General features: G+C 67.8%; 16 protein-coding genes and 1 pseudogene. 8 read left to right on the top strand and 9 right to left on the bottom strand.

The features are described 5' to 3' along the window. Nucleotides 1-30: 30 nt before the first annotated feature. From DL519_RS08930 to qcrB, 5 genes and pseudogenes are all read right to left on the bottom strand, one after another. Nucleotides 31-543 carry a mycothiol transferase gene (locus DL519_RS08930; RefSeq protein WP_190813887.1) on the bottom strand — a complete coding sequence of 171 codons (513 nt, stop codon included), beginning with the start codon at nucleotides 541-543 and terminating at the stop codon, nucleotides 31-33. Nucleotides 544-629: 86 nt separating this feature from the next. Continuing rightward, nucleotides 630-1,433, bottom strand: a complete 804-nt coding sequence (locus tag DL519_RS08925) for an SAM-dependent methyltransferase (protein WP_223838586.1) — start codon at nucleotides 1,431-1,433, stop codon at nucleotides 630-632. 108 nt (nucleotides 1,434-1,541) lie between these two features. Next, a pseudogene (locus tag DL519_RS08920) lies at nucleotides 1,542-2,569 on the bottom strand (CobW family GTP-binding protein). Nucleotides 2,570-2,621: 52 nt separating this feature from the next. Next, nucleotides 2,622-3,539, bottom strand: a complete 918-nt coding sequence (locus DL519_RS08915; protein WP_190813885.1) for a ribonuclease Z — start codon at nucleotides 3,537-3,539, stop codon at nucleotides 2,622-2,624. Between the two features lie 36 nt (nucleotides 3,540-3,575). Beyond that, on the bottom strand, nucleotides 3,576-5,240 hold the full coding sequence (gene qcrB / locus DL519_RS08910; protein ID WP_190813883.1) for a cytochrome bc1 complex cytochrome b subunit: 1,665 nt from the start codon (nucleotides 5,238-5,240) through the stop codon (nucleotides 3,576-3,578). 685 nt (nucleotides 5,241-5,925) lie between these two features. Here qcrB and DL519_RS08905 point away from each other — a divergent pair. From DL519_RS08905 to DL519_RS45935, 7 genes are all read left to right on the top strand, one after another. Further along, a protein-coding gene (locus DL519_RS08905; RefSeq protein WP_190823860.1) for an IS3 family transposase occupies nucleotides 5,926-7,163 on the top strand; the annotation gives its coding sequence in 2 pieces (ribosomal slippage) (nucleotides 5,926-6,223 and nucleotides 6,223-7,163; 1,239 coding nt in all). A gap of 687 nt (nucleotides 7,164-7,850) precedes the next feature. Further along, the gene (locus DL519_RS08900) at nucleotides 7,851-9,014 is read left to right on the top strand and encodes an HNH endonuclease signature motif containing protein (RefSeq protein WP_223838585.1); all 1,164 of its coding nucleotides are present in this window, start codon (nucleotides 7,851-7,853) and stop codon (nucleotides 9,012-9,014) included. 541 nt (nucleotides 9,015-9,555) lie between these two features. Further along, a complete protein-coding gene (locus DL519_RS08895) occupies nucleotides 9,556-9,804 on the top strand; it encodes a hypothetical protein (RefSeq protein ID WP_190813881.1) in 249 nt (82 codons plus the stop codon). 210 nt (nucleotides 9,805-10,014) lie between these two features. Then, entirely contained in the window at nucleotides 10,015-10,701 is a 687-nt protein-coding gene (locus tag DL519_RS08890) for an ISAs1 family transposase (RefSeq protein WP_190813879.1), read from the top strand. Nucleotides 10,702-10,852: 151 nt separating this feature from the next. Next, nucleotides 10,853-11,395: a transposase family protein gene (locus DL519_RS08885; RefSeq protein WP_190813878.1), complete on the top strand. Its 543-nt coding sequence runs from the start codon at nucleotides 10,853-10,855 to the stop codon at nucleotides 11,393-11,395. Beyond that, nucleotides 11,392-12,096, top strand: a complete 705-nt coding sequence (locus DL519_RS08880; protein WP_190813876.1) for an ISAs1 family transposase — start codon at nucleotides 11,392-11,394, stop codon at nucleotides 12,094-12,096. Before DL519_RS08885 ends, DL519_RS08880 begins: the two co-directional genes overlap by 4 nt. A 7-nt stretch (nucleotides 12,097-12,103) precedes the next feature. After that, entirely contained in the window at nucleotides 12,104-12,520 is a 417-nt protein-coding gene (locus tag DL519_RS45935) for an ISAs1 family transposase (RefSeq protein WP_223840235.1), read from the top strand. Between the two features lie 295 nt (nucleotides 12,521-12,815). Here the strand turns inward: DL519_RS45935 and DL519_RS45930 are convergent, their stop codons facing one another. Then, nucleotides 12,816-13,022, bottom strand: a complete 207-nt coding sequence (locus DL519_RS45930) for a hypothetical protein (RefSeq protein WP_223838583.1) — start codon at nucleotides 13,020-13,022, stop codon at nucleotides 12,816-12,818. 273 nt (nucleotides 13,023-13,295) lie between these two features. On the opposite strand from DL519_RS45930, the gene DL519_RS08865 reads away from it, so the two are divergent. After that, nucleotides 13,296-14,039, top strand: coding sequence for an SDR family oxidoreductase (locus DL519_RS08865; RefSeq protein WP_190813874.1), 744 nt, complete (start codon nucleotides 13,296-13,298; stop codon nucleotides 14,037-14,039). Here the strand turns inward: DL519_RS08865 and DL519_RS08860 are convergent. Genes DL519_RS08860 through DL519_RS08850 form a run of 3 tightly spaced genes read right to left on the bottom strand, consistent with a single transcriptional unit; the run spans nucleotide 14,036 to nucleotide 17,722 of the window. Next, complete coding sequence (locus DL519_RS08860) at nucleotides 14,036-15,178, bottom strand: MsnO8 family LLM class oxidoreductase (RefSeq protein WP_190813872.1); 1,143 nt, start codon at nucleotides 15,176-15,178, stop codon at nucleotides 14,036-14,038. The two genes, DL519_RS08865 and DL519_RS08860, sit on opposite strands and share 4 nt — an antisense overlap. Nucleotides 15,179-15,203: 25 nt before the next feature. Next, nucleotides 15,204-16,571 (bottom strand): NtaA/DmoA family FMN-dependent monooxygenase, encoded by a 1,368-nt coding sequence (locus tag DL519_RS08855; RefSeq protein ID WP_190813870.1) that lies wholly within the window; start codon nucleotides 16,569-16,571, stop codon nucleotides 15,204-15,206. Further along, nucleotides 16,568-17,722 (bottom strand): LLM class flavin-dependent oxidoreductase, encoded by a 1,155-nt coding sequence (locus tag DL519_RS08850; protein ID WP_190813868.1) that lies wholly within the window; start codon nucleotides 17,720-17,722, stop codon nucleotides 16,568-16,570. The genes DL519_RS08855 and DL519_RS08850 overlap by 4 nt, the downstream gene beginning before the upstream one ends. Nucleotides 17,723-17,998 lie beyond the last annotated feature (276 nt).

Genomic DNA, 17,998 nt, shown 5'->3' with positions numbered 1-17,998 from the left:
TCCGCCACCACGCTGCCCCGGTGCCACCGGCTATCCGGTGCGTTCGACGATGCCGCGGATGAAAGCGGCCTGGCCGGCGTGCTGGAGATCGTCGGCGATCACGCTCACCAGCCGCACACCGAGGGTGACCGGGGGAGTCCACCCGGCGTCCACGACCTCGGCGAGGTCGTCGTCGGTCAGCTCCGAGACGAAGGCGACCGTCTGCGCGTGGACGGCGTCGTGGTAGCCGGTCAGCAGCTCACCGGAGTCGACGCGCACCTCGCCGACCTCGTCGGGGTCGTGGCCGTAACCGATGTCCTCGTGCGTGAACGGCAACCCGAAGCGCCCCAGCCAGTCCTGCGCGGTCCAGACCTGCTCCACCTCGGCGACGTCCGAGACGTGGTCGTCCTGCACCCGGGTCAGGTGCCACACCAGCCAGGCGATGGAGTTGGCCTCCGGATCGCCCCGGTACGCCAGCTGGTCGGGAGCCAGGCCCGAGACGGTCTCGTGCACCACTTCGCGGATTCGGCTGAACGCATCGACGAGCACCTCGACGCTGGACATTCGGCACGCTCCTGTCGGCGAGTCAGAACCGGTCTGCGCCACGGTACGACCGCCGCCGGGATCCGGCAGCGGATCCACAGTGGACGCTACCCGGGCAGGATGCCCATCCCGGCCACCGCGCGGCTCTCCCGCGCCTGCTCGCCGGTGACCGGCCGGTCGGGCCGCCAGGCCGAGGTGAACACCAGGCCCGGCTCGACCATCTCGTAGCCGTCGAACAGGGCCGCGACCTGCTCCGGATTGCGCAGGTGCAACGGGTGGGTGCTGGACTGGTATAGCTCGATGGCCTCCGCGACCTCGCCCGGCCAGTACTCCGGCGTCAGGCTGTGCGACAGCGCCAGGTAGCTGCCGGGCGCGCACGCCCGCCGGTAGCTGGCGATGATCCCGGTCGGGTCGTCGGCATCCGCGATGAACGGGAACACGGAGATCATCAGCACCGCCACCGGCCGGGAGAAGTCAAGCAACCGCCGGGCGTCGGGGTGGCCCAGCACGAGGTCCGGGTGCCGCAGATCCGCGCGGATGGTGGTGGCCAGGTCGTTGCCCGCGAGCATCCGCTGCGACTGGGCGACCGCCACCGGCTCGTGGTCGACGTAGACGACCCGCGCCGCGGGGTCCAGGCCCTGTGCGATCTCGTGCACGTTGCCGATGGTCGGGATGCCGGAACCGAGGTGGAGGAACTGGCTGATGCCCGCCTCTTCGACCAGGTTCCGCACCGCGCGCTGCAGGAACGCCCGGTTCTCCTGGGCGAAGGTGCGGGTCTCGGGCAGCACCGCCAGCACCCGGTCGGCGGCCTCGCGGTCCGCGGCGAAGTTGTGCGCCCCGCCCAGGTAGTAGTCGTACATGCGGGCCGGATTGGCGCGGCTGCGGTCCACCCCGGCCAGGCTCGCGAACAACTCGGCCTGGGCGGGATCCTGCCCCGGATAGCCCTGTATGGCCGCCCCTCCCAGTGTCGCGTCTTGATCGTCCGTAGGTTGCCCGCGCGAGCGCGCTTCCGCAAGGTCTCAGGAGCGCGTGTACTTCAGCACTTCCAGCATGCTGTGCTCGTCGGACCGGTCCGGTTCGCCCAGGCAGGCGGTCAGGCCGCTGCGCACCCGGTCCCGGTCCAGGCCGGAGCCGATCACCACGAGCTGGGTCCGCCGCGACTCGTCCCGGCGCCAGCGCGTGCGGTGGAAGCGCAGGAAGTCGCCGACGGTGTGCAGGGTGAACTTCTGCCCGCGTCCCGGCGCGCCGAAGTGGACCTGCCCCTTCATCCGGTAGATGCCGGCCGGGCGGTCGTCCAGGAACCGAATCAGCGCTCGCGGATCCACCGGGCTGTCGGCCGTGAACTCCACGCTCTCGTACGCGGCGTGCAGGTGCTCGTGGCAGCCGTCGGCAGGCTCGGCCACCAGTTCGTCGAAGGACATCTGGCGCGCGGTGTCCTGCCGTTCCCGGACCGCTTCGCGCTCGAACAGCAGCGTTGGGTCGACGCGGCCGTGGTCGGTCGGCAGGACCGGCTTTCCGTCGGCGAGCCCGCGCACCAGTTCCGCCAACCGCCGCTGGTCGGACTCGTCGACGCGGTCGATCTTGTTAAGCAGCACCAGATCGGCGAAGCGCAGGTGCTGGTCGATCTCGGGGTGCCGCCGCCGGGTCGCGTCGAACTCCGCGGCGTCGACCACCTCGACCAGCCCGCCGTAGCCGAGGCGGGGGTTCGCGCTGTTCAGCAGCAGCCGGACCATGCCGCGCGGGTCGGCAAGCCCGCTGGACTCGATCACGATCACGTTGATGTCGCTGCTTGGCCGCGCGAGCTTGGCCAGCAGGTCGTCGAGCCCGCGGGCGTCGACGGCGCAGCACAGGCAGCCGTTGCCCAGCGAGACGGTGGAGTCGACCCGGCCCGCGACGCTCAGCGCATCTATGTTGATCTTCCCGAAGTCGTTGACCACGACACCGATCCGGGCGCCTGCGGGTTGCGCAGCAGGTGGTTCAGCAGGCTGGTCTTCCCGGCTCCGAGGAACCCCGCGACGATGACCACCGGGATCGGTTGCCGAACCAACGAACCTGCCTTCCGCGCGATGACTGCCCGCCCGGCAGCATATCGGTACGCCTCAACGGCGCCGCGGCACCGGGACCCGCTGCAAGTCTTCGGCCACGACCACCGGGCCGTCGAAGACCGCCGCGGCCTCGTCGTGGAAGCGCTGCGGATCCGAGTAGCGCTGCGAGAAGTGCGTCAGCACCAGGCAGCGCACACCGCACTCGGCGGCGACCCGGGCCGCCTGGGCGGCGGTGAGATGGCGGTACTCGTCGGCCAGCCGCGCGTCCTCGTCCAGGAACGTGGACTCGATCACCAGCAGATCGGCGCCGTTGGCGACGGTGAACACGCCATCGCACAGCCGGGTGTCCATCACGAACCCGAACCGTTGCCCGGGGCGCGGCTCGCTGACCTCCTCCAACGTCACCAGGCGGCCGCCGTCCAAGCGGAGCGTGTGCTCCTGCTCGAGCTTCCCGATGGCGGCCCCGCGCACTCCCAACTCGGCCAACCGCTCGGGCACCATGCGCCGGCTGTCCGGCTCCACCAGCCGGTAACCGAACGTCTCGATGCGGTGGTCCAGCCGCACGGCCTCCAGCCTGCCGAACGGGCCGGTGGCGATCGTGCCCTCCCACTCGATCGGCCGCTCCTGCAGGTCGACGACCTCGTCGAACGCGGACGCGTAGCGCAGGTTGCGGAAGAAACCGGCGCCGCTGGCCGGGTAGTGCGCGTGCACCGGCCGCCGCAGTCGGTCCAGCGAGAGCCGCTGGACCACTCCCGGCACCCCCAGGCAGTGGTCGCCGTGGAAGTGGCTGATGCAGATCCGGTCGATGTCGTGCGCGCTGACCCCCGCGTGGATCATCTGGCGCTGAGCGCCTTCGCCGGGGTCGAAAAGGAAGCCGGTGCCGTCCCAGCGCAGCAGGTAGCCGTTGTGGTTGCGAGACCGCGTCGGAGCTTGGCTCGCCGTGCCGAGCACCACCAGTTCCCGATTGGACACGCGCGCACCCTACGGCAACGGCCGGGGCAGCGCCGATCACCGTTCGGGCGCCTGCGGGCGGCCCGAACGGACCTCGACCTCGGCCGCCCTGGCGGCGCGCTTCTCCTCGGCCTCCCGGCGGCGGGCGGCGTCGAGCGCCTCGGTCTCCTCGCGCGGATCCGGTACCAGCAGACTGCCGGGCACCGACCGGCCGGCGGCACCGAGCTGGTTCATCTTCTTCGGCACCGGGGTGGCCTGGTACGGCAACGGCTCGGGGTGCCCGTGTTCGTCGACGGGGCCGAGCGGCTGGTGGACCTCGATGAACTCGCCGTGCGGCAGGCGCTTGATGATGCCGGTCTCCACGCCGTGCTCCAGGACCTCGCGGTCGGCGCGTTGCAGGCCCAGGCAGATCCGGTAGGTCACGTAGTAGGCGATCGGCGGCGCGAGCAGCACGCCGATCCGGCCCGCCCAGGTGGTCATGTTCAGCGCCAACCCGAACTGGAAGGCGATGATGTCGTTCGCCCCGGACAGCAGCACCACCAGGAAGAACGTGATGGCCATCATGCCCAGCGCGGTCCGCACCGGCGCGTCGCGCGGTCGCTGCAGCAGGTTGTGGTGCGCGGTGTCGCCGCTGAGCTTGCGCTCCAGGAACGGGTAGATGATCGCCACGGTGAACACCAGGCCCAGCCCGACGACGAGCGGGAAGAAAACCGCCGGAATAATGTACGGGCCCAGGTAGACCTCCCACGGCGGCCACAACCGCCCCATGCCGTCGGTCCAGATCATGTACCAGTCGGGCTGGGAAGCCGCCGAGATCATCGAGGCCACGTAAGGGCCGAAGTTCCAGATAGCGTTGATCTGGAAGATGCCGCTCATGATCGCCAGTACGCCGGTGATGATCAGGAACAGCCCGGTGCTCTTGACCGCGAACACCGGCATGATCCGCACGCCCTCCACATTGGACTCGGTGCGCTTCGTGCCGGGGTACTGGGTGTGCTTCTGGTACCAGACGATTGCCAGGTGCGCTGCCACCAGGCCGAGGATGAGGCCGGGCAGCAGGAACACGTGGAACAGGTAGAACCGCGGGATGATCTCGGTTCCGGGGAATTCCCCGCCGAAGAGCATCCACTGCAGCCAGGTGCCGATGACCGGGACCGAGAGCACGATGCCGGAAGCGATCCGCAGCCCGGTGCCGGACAGCAGGTCGTCGGGCAGCGAGTAGCCGATGAAGCCCTCGAACATGCCCAGGAAGAACAGCAGGATGCCGATGGTCCAGTTCACCTCGCGCGGGCGGCGGAACGCGCCGGTGAAGAAGATCCGGAACATGTGCGCCACGATCGAGGCCATGAAGATCAGCGCGGCCCAATGGTGCAGTTGGCGCGCGAACAGCCCGCCGCGGACGTCGAAGGAAATGTCGAGCGTGCTCTCGAACGCCCGCGACATCGTCACGCCGCGCAGGTTGTTGAAGACGCCGTTGTAGGTCACCTCGGTCATCGACGGGTCGAAGAACCAGGCGAGGTAGGTGCCGGTGAGCACCAGGATGACGAAGCTGTAGAGCGCGAGCTCGCCGAGCAGGAACGACCAGTTCGACGGGAAGACCTTGCTGATCTGCCGCCGCAACCCGGGAGCCAGGCGGAATCGCTGGTCCGCCTCGTCCGCCTGGTCGCGGATCCTCCGGAACAGCTTGCTCTCGGGCTTGGTCGGTTGCGTCAACCTGCTCATATCGGCTCCCGGCACCGCGTCCCGAGCCGCCGACGGGGGTCCTGTGCTGCCGATTCCGTGAACTCCCGCCGAATGGCTGGGCGAAACGACATTGCGCGGCTACGAGCGTACTGCGTCCGTGGGTCCCCGGCAGCCGTATGGGCGTCCGATCGCTTCGCCCGGCGGCACTTGTCAGCTCCGGTCGGACCCGATAGCGTCTGGAAATCCTGCATCCGTCCTACGTCCTACGTCCTACGACGTCTTCTGTCGGGAGACAGAGGAGTGGTATGTCCGAGCTGGTCGGCGGAGTGATCCCGCCCCCGTGTACGCCGCTGACCCCGGATCGTGAACTCGACGTGCCATCGCTGGAGAAGCTCACCGCGGGTGTTCCTGCTCAACCACCACGTTGGGAGCGTGGTGGTTAAGCTTCGGGAGCAGCGGTTGGAGATCTCCGGGTTCGGGGTGGAGGTCCTGGAGGGTGGGCCGTTTGGTGGCTCGTGTGGGCGGGTTGTACCCGGTTCGTATCGCTTCGGCGTGTGCGGGGGTTTGGTTCGGGGTTGGGGCTTTTGGGGTTCTGTTGTGGGTGGGCCATCCCCGTGTTGGTGGAGTGTGGGGGCCGCGGGCCGGAGGTCAAACCCGGCCTTCGGCCGCCCCTGGACCACCCCGGGTTCGTTGGAGGCCGTTGGTTCTGGAGAGGATGAACGGCATGGCAGCGGCGAGGAAGTACCCGGTGGAGTTGAAGGAACGCGCGGTGGGGATGGTGCGTGATCTGGAGCGGGAGCTGGGTCCGGGGCGTGGGGCGATCGCGCGGGTGGCCCAGCAGTTGGGGGTCAATCCGGAGGCGTTGCGGTACTGGTTACGTCAGGACGATCAGGGGCGGCGGCCCTCGGGCGAGCGGGCGGCGGGCTCGGTATCGGAGGCTGACGTGCGGATCGCGGAATTGGAGCGGGAGAACCGCGAGCTTCGCCGGGCGAACGAGATCCTGAAAGCGGCTTCTGCTTTTTTCGCACGGGAACTGGACCCTCGACCGCCGAGATAGCTGGGTTCGTCGATACCTACCGTAGCGAATTCGGTGTCGCCCCGGTGTGCGAGGTGATCGGATTTGCGGTGTCGACGTATTACGCGACGAAGAAACGTCAGGGGCAGCCGTCGGATCGCCGGTCGCGGGATGAGGAACTGATCCCGGAGATCCGGGCGGTCTGGGAACAGCAGGGCAAAGGGATGTACGGGGCCCGGAAAGTGTGGAAACAGCTCTTACGCGAGGGAGTGAAGGTGGCGCGGTGCACGGTTGAGAGACTGATGCGCGCCGAAGGCATGACCGGGGTCGTGGCCACACGGCACCGGCCGCGGACGACGATCCCCGGCAATGCGGACACCAGGCCGCGTGACCTGGTGGAACGAGATTTCAGGGCGCCGGCGCCGAACCAGCTGTGGGTCACCGATGTGACCTATGTGGACATTCTCGATGGTGATTTCTGCTATACCGCTTTCGTGACGGATGCGTTTTCCCGCGCGATCGTGGGCTGGCAGGTGTCGGACAACCTGAGAACCGAGCTTGCGCTAGACGCGCTCGATATGGCATTGTGGTCCCGGAAAGAACATCTCAGTAAAGCATTGGTACATCACAGCGATCGAGGTGTTCAATACACCTCGATCCGTTACGGGAAACGGCTCGCCGACGCCGGGATCGAACGATCCGTTGGCAGTACGGGCGATTCCTACGACAATGCGCTGGCAGAGTCGGTCAACGCTCTCTACAAAAAGGAACTCATCGCCCGGAACGGCCCATGGAAAGACGCCGCCGAGGTCACCTTGGCGACCGCGGAATGGGTTTACTGGTATAATCATGAACGGTTGCACTCCTGGTGCGGCGACAGGCCACCGATGGAGTTCGAGCAAGCCTTCCGGCAACGCAGACACGTGCAGCCCCCGACAGCGGCATAGCCCCACGAGACAGATGATCAGGTCTCCACAAAACCCGGGGCGGTCCACCCTTCGGGGGTGAACGGCTTGACATCCGTCCCGCAGCCCCTGTTCGGCTTTGTGTCACGGGGATGGCCAGGAGTGGTCTGGCGGGGTGGGGCTTTTGCGTTGCGGGGTGGCGGAGTACTGGGGTGGGGGCGTTGGGGGGGTTGGTTTTGGGTTGATCCGTAGCCGGGTTTGGGTTGTGGTCGTCTTTCGCTGGCGGGTGTGGGGTGTGGGGTGTGGGGTGTGGGGTGTGGGGTGTGGGGTGTGGGGTGTGGGGTGTGGGGTGTGGGGTGTGGGGTGTGGGGTGTGGGGTGTGGGGTGTGGGGTGTGGGGTGTGGGGTTCGGGGTGGAGGGTTTGTCTCGGTCGGGCATTCACCTAGCTAGGGGGCGTGGGCGGTGGTGATCGCTGCGTTCCGAGGTGGTCCGTGCGTGGTTTTCGGTGCTATAGCGCTTGAAACCGCTCACGATGCTCGTGCTGGTGGTCTGGTGGTGGTTGGGTGTCGCCTTCGGCGTGCTGTGGTTTTCGGTGCTGTTTCTGTGTCGGGTTTCCGGTGTTTTCGTTTCCGCGGCTTGGGTTTTTGGGTTTCGGGTCGGGTGTTTCACCTGATCAAGTGACCATAAAAGGCGTGCGAACTGGTGTTCTAATGCGGGAGAATATTTGGTATGACACCGCTGTTGAACATCCAGGATCCGGCCGTCGGCACCACCAGTGCCCGGTCGGCGGTGTCGTGCACGGATGCCGAACTCGCCGCCCGTATCCGTGAACTGGAGGAGGCGATGCGGGTGTTGATGATGGAGCAGTTGCAGTGCATCGCCGAAGCCGACCACCGTGGTGTGTATGCCGAGTTGGGGTTCCGGTCGGCGCAGGTGTGGTTGCAGGGGTTGCTCAACATCGATGCGCGTGATGCGAAAACCCGAGTCAAGGTCGCCCGCAATGTTGAGGACCGGCAGAGCTTGTATGGCGAGGTCATGCCCGCCGACCTGCCTGAGACTGCTGCGGCTTTGGCAGAGGGTGCGATCGGGTTGGAGCATGCGCGGGTGATCGTGGACGGGGTCCGCCGCCTGCCGGAGTATGCCCGCTGTCATCAGGTCGGTGAGGTCGAATCAACCCTGGCTGGGTATGCGCGGATGATGACGCCTCGTGAGCTGGAGAAGCTTGCCGAGCGCATCCGCTATCTGCTGGATCAGGACGGTGCCTACGACGACGAGGAAGACCAGCATGAGTCGCGGGAGCTGCACTACACGGTTGCCCGGGATGGGATGACGGTCATCAAAGCCCGCCTCGACCGCGAGGCCGGGGCGAAGTTCGCCGCGCTGATGCAACCGCTGGCCGCACCGCGGCCGGAGGTAGAGGGGGAGAAGGATCCGCGCACGGTGGGGCAGCGCAACGCCGACGGGCTCGCCGCGATCCTGGACCTGGCGCTGGATCATGACGGGGTTCCGCGTTCGGGTGGACAGCGGCCGCACATCACCATCTCCATCGATTTCGAGGACTTGAAGAAGGGGCTCGGGTTCATCGCCGCCGAAACAGGGTTGCCCGGCACCCTCAATACCGAACGCGCCATCACCGCCGAGAACGCCCGACGCATCGCCTGCGACGCCGAGGTGCTGCCGGTGGTTCTCGGCGGGGACGGGCTCCCGCTGGATGTGGGTCGGGCGAAGCGGACCGCGCCGACGCATCTGCGGGCGGCGTTGCTGCAGCGGGACGGGGTGTGTGCGTTTCCGGGGTGCGACCGGCCGCCGGGAACCCCGGAAGCACATCACATCGCCCACGTGCGCCGTGAGGCGCTTGATTTCCGAGTGGGGGTGAAAGACCTCTACCGCTGAATTGTCACAGCAGTTTGGTTGAAGCTGAGGGCAGCCTGGCTCGCGGGAATGGGCGGGTTGGGTGGCAAGCGGCCCTGACAAAGTCGAGTCGTGCCAGTACTGCCAGATGGTGCGGGCTCGGTGAGCGAGACGAGAAGGTGTACGAGAGGAACCAGTGTCTGAGGCCTCGTTAAGTGGAGCCGGCTCAAATCTGGCGGATATGGGCTGGTGCTGTGGTGCGCGTGAACCGAGTGTAGGGGTAGCGCCCGCCTGCATTTCCTTGTGTTACAAGGGAGTATGGGCTGTCCGTGGGGAAAGTCTGTGGCGTACTCGCGGGGGCCACCGGGGTAAAGCTGGGCGTCTCCCTCGTCGATCGAATCAAGTGAACACGGGAACCACCGTCCGGTTCCCGCCAACAAACCCGGAAACCATCGGGTGAGGCGGGTAGATGCATTGCCCATCGATGACCGGGTGGTGGGGCGGAGCCGCCGTAGTACTCCGAGCCGGGGAAAGCCCGCGCACATGGGGAAGGGCGGCAGCAAGTCAGCAGGGAAGGACTGTAATGCCAGAAGACGCGCCGGTGAATATCGGTGCCTTGCTGGAGTCCCGGTTCCGGGCGCGACAGCGGGTACTGGAGATGCAGACGAAACTGCACTCATGGGCGATCAACGACCACGATCGCCGGTTTGGTGACCTCTATAATCTCGTTTACGACCCGGCTTTTCTGGTGATGGCCTGCAAACAGACCCGGAGCAATCCGGACACTGCGCCCGGGGGTCGATCCCAGGGCTGCGGCAAAGTCTTGATGTGATGGGTTGACCTGCGGTAACGGCGTGTCGTGAGCGCGGGCACGGCGATCACAGGGTGATGATCGAAGTCGCCAAACACCGATCGTCAGGAAGTCGTCGCCGTGCCCGCGTTCTCATCATCTCCTGCCCTTCAAACCCCGATCGAGTCAGGCCCTGCCCAGCCCGCATCCGTCACGGACGCCGGATCGCCGGTCCTCCAGGGATTGCTGGAGGTGTTGACGGACGTGGTCGATCCACGCAAGCGCCGGGGTGTGCGGCACCGCCTGGCGGTGGTGCTGGCCATTGCGCTGGCGGCCACGCTGGCCGGGGCACGCTCGTTCACGGCGATCGCCGAGTGGGCCACCGATGTACCAGCGGGTGCGCTGGTCCGGCTGGGCGTTGTTCGCCGGCCGCCGTCGGAATCGACGATCCGTCGTGTACTGCAACGACTTCCCGGTGATGTGTTCGACGAGAAGATCAGTGCGTGGATGTGGCTGCGTACCAGCACGATCAGCGGGCGGCGGGTCATCGCCTTCGACGGGAAAACGGTCAAGGGAGCCAAGGACACCGCCGGCAAGCTGGTGCATCTGCTCTCCGGGCTGTGCCAGCGCAGCAAAGCCGTGCTCGCCCAGGTCGCCGTCGGCGCCAAGACCAACGAAATTCCTGTACTGGCCGCGCTTCTGGGCACTCTCGACATCACCAATGCGGTCATCACCGCCGACGCCATGCACTGCCAGCGCGACACCGCCCAGATCATCCGCGATCGGGGCGGCCACTACATCCTCACAGTGAAAGCCAACCAGCCCACCTTAAGTAAACGACTGAAATCACTGCCCTGGAAAGACATTCCCTCCATGTCAGTGACTCGCGAACGCGGCCACGGCCGCCAGGACACCCCAGGAGAGCGTCAAAGTCGGTGATCTTGGTGTGAAGTCCGGTGTGTACGTGGTCGATGCCTAGTCCGAACATGGGTGATGGCCTCCGCCTGGGATGATCAAGGTTCCTACGCCACGATCGTCACCAGGAAGAAGGCCACCGTTGTCAGTGTCGCACGTCTCGTGTTCGTCGCCCGTGTTAGCCGTTGCTGAGCGGCCGGATCCGCTGCTGGAGGCCGGTTTGTCCGCGGTTGGGTTGCTGGTTGAGCTGCTTGCTGGTGTGCCTGATCCGCGTGATCCGCGGGGTGTTCGGCACACGATTGGTGCGGTGCTGTCGGTGATGGTGTTCGCGGTGTTGGCCGGTGCCCGCAACTTTCGGGAGATCGCTGATCAGGCAGTGGATCTGCCAGTGGTGTTGTTGGCGGCCGCCGGGTGCCGCCTGCATCCGGTGACCGGTCGGTATGTAGTGCCCAGCGAGCCGACGATGCGTCGGCTGGCCCACGATATCGACGCCGACGCCGCCGATGCACGGGTATGTCAATGGATGCGGGAGCAGGCTATGGCGGCAGCGTTTGCCCGTCGGGCGGACGGCTCCAGCGGCTCCGGTGAGGGCGCTGATGCGGGGGTGGTTGCGGTGGCCATGGACGGCAAGGTCGTGCGGAACACCATCGCTCCCGGCGGTGCCGAGGGTAGCGAGATCAAGCTGTTCTCCGCGTTGCTGCACGAGAGGCGGTCGTGATCGCACAGCGGCGTATCCCCCATGACACCAACGAGATCACGCAAGTGGCCGCGCTGCTCAAAGACGTTGACCTGACCAATGTGGTGGTCACCGGGGATGCCGCGCATGCCCAGCACGCCACCGCGGCCCACATCGTCTGTGAGCGAGGTGGTGCCTACGCCCTCACCGTGAAAGGCAACCAGCCCGCGCTGCTCGCGGCGATCACCACCGTTTTGCCACCCGCCAAGCCGGGCAGCGAGCACCACGTCGAGATCGACCGCAGCAACGGCAAGATCGTCCGGCGCGCGATCTGGGCCGCTCCCGCCGACGGGATCGAGTTTCCTGGTGCGGCACAAGTGTTTCGGATCCGTCGCGACACCTTCGACCACGCCGGCAACCGGCTATCCAAGGAGGTCGTGCACGGCGTCACCAGCCTGTCGGCCGACCTGGCCACCCCCGCCCAGATCGCCGCCCTGGTCCGTCGACACTGGAGCGTGGAGAACAAATCGCACTGGGTCCGCGACACCGTCTACCACGAGGACCACCAACACGCCTACGCAGGCACTGGCGCACAGGTCATGGCCACCCTCCGCAACCTCGCACTCGGCATACTCCGCCTGGCCGGCATCACCCAAATCACCCGCACCCTACAACGCATCGCCGCCGACAGAACCCGAATCCTCCCCATCATCACCACCGCTACCAGCACAAACCGACTTTGACGTTCTCCTGCAGGACACCCGCACCCTGAAAGCGACCGAACTCACCACGGGCATCGGATTCCCCGGCGCCGCTCAGGTCCTGCGACTCACCCGGACCCGCACCAACCGCAAGGCCGGCAAACGCACCCGCGAAACCGTCTACGCCATCACCAGTCTCACCGTCACCGACGCCGGACCCGAACAGATCGCCACATGGTTGCGCGGACATTGGTCGATCGAAAACGGGCTGCACTGGGTCCGCGACGTAACCTACGACGAAGACCGCAGCCAGATCCGCACCGGCCACGCACCCCAGGTGATGGCCAGCCTCCGCAACATCGCCATCAGCCTGTTCCGACTCGCCGGCCACACGAACATCGCCGCCGCCTGCCGACATCACGCCCGCGATTTCAACCGGCCCATCGAACTGCTCCTGACATGCTGAAACCCGACTTTGCCGGGACCCTGGGGTCGATCCCCACTGGGTCGATGGTGGAAGCACCGAGCTGGGCAACATGGTGATGCTCTGCGGTCATCATCACCGGACCCTGCACAACCAGCGATGGGAAACCGAGATACGGGACCGGCGACCGGTGTTCATCCCACCGTCCACAGTGGACCCAAAGCGAACGCCACGACCAGGCGGCAGGGCACTACCCGCCCAACACCGCGAATACCTCCGGGACCTCATCCCCACCCAGCGGGGCCCGGCGGGCGATTCGTGACGCCCTTCGGCGCTCTCAAGCGGTGTGCGCTTCCGACACCACCAGCGGGGTTCCCTGCATGCAGGTCGTGACCATGCCCGGCTCGATCCTGCCGCGGACCACTGTAGTCACACCAGGACGCAGCTCGGGCGGTGGGTGCACCAGCAGGTACTCCCGGTCACTGGTGTTGAGGACCAGGCAGCCGAGTTCGACCCCGTTCCGCACTTCGCCGCGCAACGTCACCTCCGTTCCTGCCACCTGGGCGGCAGGCGGCGACGCGGCGGGCGCGCTGTTCGGGGGATTCGCGGGCGGCTCGCCGCAGCCTGCCAGCGCGATGAGCGCGGAGAGTAACGCCGGGTAGCACCAGACGGCCCGCGAAGCTGGTGGCCTCAGAAGCACAGTGCGCACGTTATGGGTGTGCCCGGGTGCGGCTCGCGCCAACCGTCCGAAGGGATTCGGGCGCGGTCGCTGTGTGAGGTATCAATGAGCCCGTTGGCAATCGTGACGGGAGGGCTGATGAGCGACATGCGAGTCGCAGTGGTGACCGGGGCCGGATCCGGCGTGGGGCGGGAGATCGCGCAGGCGCTGCTCGGCGCGGGCTACCGGGTGGCGCTGGCGGGCCGGCGGCCAGAGCCGTTGGAAGAGACCGCGCAGGGCTCCTCAGCCGCCCGAGTGGCACCGACCGACGTCAGCGACCCGGAGTCGGTCGCCGCGCTGTTCGAGGGCGTGCGCGACGCGTGGGGCCGGGTCGACCTTCTGGTCAACAACGCGGGCACCTTCGGCACCGCCGGTTCGGTCGGCGAACTGTCCTATTCGGACTGGCAGGACGTCGTGCAGGCCAACCTGACCGGCTCGTTCCTGTGCGCGCACCACGCCTTCCGGATCATGCGGGACCAGGACCCGCAGGGCGGCCGGATCCTCAACAACGGTTCCATCTCCGCGCACAGCCCGCGGCCGCGCAGCGTCGCCTACACCGCGACCAAGCACGCCATCACCGGCCTGACCAAGTCGATCTCGCTGGACGGTCGGCCCTACGGCATCGCCTGCGGGCAGATCGACATCGGCAACGCGGCCACCGAGATGACCTCGGGCATCGCCACCGGCGTGGTGCAGGCGGACGGCTCGGTTCGCCCCGAACCGACCTTCGACGCCCGGCACGTCGCCGACGCCGTGCTCTACATGGCGGGCCTGCCGCTGAACACGAACGTGCAGTTCCTGACCATCACCGCTACCGCGATGCCGTTCATCGGACGCGGTTAGGACTCCAGCCAGGCCTTGGCGAGCAGCTCGTAGGAGCGGACCCGGTCGGTGTGGTCGTGGGTGGCCGTGGTTATCACGAGCTCGTCGGCGGCGGTGGCATCGCGCAACGTCACAAGCTTGCGCACCACCGTCTCCGGCGAGCCCACGATCTGGGTGTCCAGCCGGTCGGCGACGATTTCCCGCGCCTGGACTGTCCACGGGAACTCAGCTGCTTCGGCCGGGCTGGGGTACGGGATCGCGCCTTGCCCGGCGCGGATGCTGTGCACCCACTGCCCGTACGGGGCGGCGAGCTCCCGGGCCTGCTCGTCGGTGTCGGCCACCACCACGTCCGCCGACACCACGACGTGCGGGCGGGCCAGCTTCGCGGATGCGGTGAAGTCGTCCCGGTAGGCTGCGACCGCCTCCAGCACCGTTGATGGGCTGACGTGGTAGTTCGCCGCGAACGGAAGGCCCAGCGAACCCGCCGTGGCCGAGCTCTGCCCGGCGCTGGACCCGAGGACCCAGACGTCGAGATCGGCACCTTCGACCGGCAGCGCGTGCAGCGGTTCGCCGCTGGCGGACCGGAATCCACCGTCGACGAACTGTAGGATCTCCTCGACCTGGGCTCGGTAGTCCAGTGGTGATTCCGCGGGCTCGCCGGTGCTGAGCAGCCGTTGCTGCTCCTCGATGCGCGCCACGAACCGCTCCGATCTGGCCAGCGCGCGCGGCTTGGGCGGGATCAGCAGCCCGTCCACCACCTTGGCCTCGGGCGCCGGCCCGTCGGCGGGACCGGCGAACCGGCGCACCAGCTCCCGGCCGCGCAGCAGGCCGGAGCGCCCGAGCCCTAGGTCGACGCGGCCCGGGTGCAGCTGGGCGATCGTGCCGAACTGCTCGGCGACCACCAGCGGGGAGTGGTGCCCCAGCAGCACCGCCGCCGAACCCACCCGGATCCGGCTGGTCGCGCCCGCGATCAGCGCGATCAGCACCGCCGGCGCCGAGGAGGCGACGCCGCGCATGAGGTGGTGTTCGGCCACCCAGTAGCGGCGGTAGCCGAGGTGTTCGGTGCGCTGCGCGAGGTCGATGGTGTTGCGCAAGGCGTCGGCCGAGGTCTGCCCGGACGGGACGGGCGACAGGTCGAGGACGGACAGCGGGGTGGGCATCAGTGCGACCTCCAAGTCGACCTGGTCATGAGGCGGTCTTCGTGCTGCGGTGGGGGTCTGCCAGCGGCGGCAGCCCGAGGTTCTCGCGCAGCGTCGCGCCCGGGTACTCGGTGCGGTACACGCCCCGTTCCTGCAGCAGCGGGACCACGGTGTCGACGAACTCGTCGAGGCCGCCGGGGGTGAGGTGCGGGACGAGGATGAAGCCGTCGGAGGCGTCTTCCTGCACGAACCGGTTCATCGTCTCGGCCACGGTCTCCGGCGTGCCGATGAACGACTGCCGGGCGGTGACCTCGATGATCAGCTCCCGGAGGGACAGCTGCTTGGCCTCGGCGAGTTCGCGCCACCGCCGGGCGATGGTGATCGGGTCGCGGTGGCGCCGGGAGCTGGCCCGCCCCTTGGTGATCGCATCGGCGCCGACCACCGGATCGAACTCGGGCAGCGGTCCGTCGGGGTCGAAGCCGCCGAGGTCGGTGTTCCAGAGCTGTTCCAGGAACCGGATGGCGGTCTGGCCGCTGACCTGCTGGTGCCGGATGTGCGCGGCGCGTTCGTGGGCTTCCGCGTCGGTTTCCCCGAGCACCACGGTCGTCGCCGGGAACACCAGGAGCTCGCCGCGGGACCGGCCGTGCCGGGCGAGCCTGCCCTTGACGTCCGCGTAGAACTCCTTGCCCGCCTCCAGGGTTCCGTGGCCGGTGAAGATCGCGTCGGCGGCCGAGGCGGCGAACTCGCGGCCCGCGTCGGAATCCCCGGCCTGGAAGATCACCGGTCGGCCCTGCGGACTGCGGGGCACGTTGAAGCGGCCCGCGATGTCGAAGTGCGCGTCGCGGAGCGCGAAGGAGCCGGCCCGCGGGTCTTTCAGGAAGACCCCGGACTCCTTGTCGGCGACGATCTCGTCGCCGCGCCAGGAGTCGAAGAGCTCCCACGCGGTGCGCAGGAACCGCTCGGCGCGTTCGTAGCGCTGGTCCTCCGGCAGGAAGCCGTCGCGCCGGAAGTTCTCGCCGGTGAACGCATCCCATGACGTGACGACATTCCAGGCCGCCCGGCCACCGGAGAGGTGGTCGAGGCTGGCGAACTGCCGGGCCACCTCGTACGGCTCGTTGAACGTCGAGTTGATGGTGCCCGCCAGCCCGAGGTGCTCGGTGACGGCGGCCAGCCCGGCGAGCACCGTGAAGGTGTCCGGGCGGCCCACCACGTCCAGGTCGTAGATCTTCCCGGCGTGTTCGCGCAGCCGCAATCCCTCGGCGAGGAACAGGAAATCGAACTTCCCGCGCTCGGCGGTGCGAGCTAGGTGCGTGAACGAGGAGAACTCGATCTGGCTCAGCGAAGCCGGATCGCTCCACACCGTGGTGTTGTTGACGCCCGGGAAGTGCGCGGCCAGGTGAATCTGCTTGCTCACAGGTGTCCTCCGACGGTGGCGGCATAGCGGCTGGCGGGCCGGTGCAGGCCGAACAACCCGCGCAGCGTGCCGGCCTCGTAGGCGGTGCGGAAGGCTCCGCGTCGTTGCAGCTCCGGGACCAGGCCGCGGGTGATCGCGGTGAGGTCGTGCGGGATGGTGCCGGGCCGCAACCGGAATCCGGAAAGCCCCGCTTCGGCCCAGGCGATCAGCAGATCGGCGAGTTCGGACGCGGTGCCTGTGAACACCGGAGCGTCCGATGCGTACACCGCGCCATCGAGCTCGTCCAGCCGGTCCTTCCGCTCGGCCGCGCGTTCGCCGAGGAACACGACCAGATCGCCGAACACCTGCGGGCCGCGCCCGGAAGCCGGTTGGTCGGCGCGGATTCGGTCGGTTACGATCCGCGCCTGCTCCGCGTCGTGCGGGATGGTGAAGACGACGTCCGCGGCACGGGCGGCGAACCGGTGCGCGGCGGCCTCCGTGACCAGGGCCGTCACCAGCGGCTGGCCCTGCGGCGGACGTGGCGTGATCGACGGCCCCTTGACGTCGAACCACTTCCCGGCGAAGTCGATGTAGTGCAGCTTTTCGCGGTCGATGAACCGGCCGGTCGCGACGTCGCGGATCTCCGCGTCGTCCTCCCAGCTGTCCCACAGCCGGCGGACCACCTCGACGTAATCGGCGGCCTCGTCGAAAAGCTCCGCGGGGTCGACCTCGCGCCGACCGAAGTGCGCGGCCTCGCTCCGTCGGTCCGAAACCTGCACCTGCCAACCCGCGCGGCCGGCGCTGATGTAGTCCAGGCTGGCGACCGCCTTGGAGATGTGAAACGGCTCGGTGTGCGTGACGACGGCGCTGGGCACCAGGCCGATGTGCGTGGTGCGGGGCGCGACGCGAGAGGCGATCAGGCCCGCGTCGAGCCGCCCGCGCACCTGGTCGGTCCGGTCGTCCGGGCCGTCGACGAGGGTCGACTGCGGGCCGAGCGAGTCCTCGATCGTGACGAAGTCGAGCAGGCCGTGCTCGGCTTCCCGCACGACGTCGACCCAGTACCCGGCGGTGAAGAGCTCGGCAGCGCGGGCGGATTCATCCCGCCACGCGGCGGAATGCCAGCCAGCGCCGTCCAGCGCCACCGCGAGGTGCAGGTTCGGTCGTGGTGCCATCTGCAGGTCCTTCCTGCCGCGCGACGACGAATCCACAGTGGATCGTCAGGTGGGGGAGCGTTCGCGAAGCGATGCCGGGAACCGGCGGCGAACGGTGACCGGCGAATGAGGCCGGGATGATGTGCGGGGCTGTGGGAGCTCAGTGCCGCGGACAGGCGGCGGAGGTGATCCGGAGGAGGTCGACGTGGTCCCTGGTGACCAACTGCACCGACTGCGCCATGACATGAACGCTAGAAGCGGCGTGGGGAAGCGTCAACGGATCGCCCCGACTGCCCA

The organism is Saccharopolyspora pogona (assembly GCF_014697215.1).
GTDB lineage: Bacteria > Actinomycetota > Actinomycetes > Mycobacteriales > Pseudonocardiaceae > Saccharopolyspora > Saccharopolyspora hattusasensis.
The sequence above is the reverse complement of the archived record's forward strand: the minus strand, read 5'-3'. Positions and strand labels throughout refer to the sequence as shown.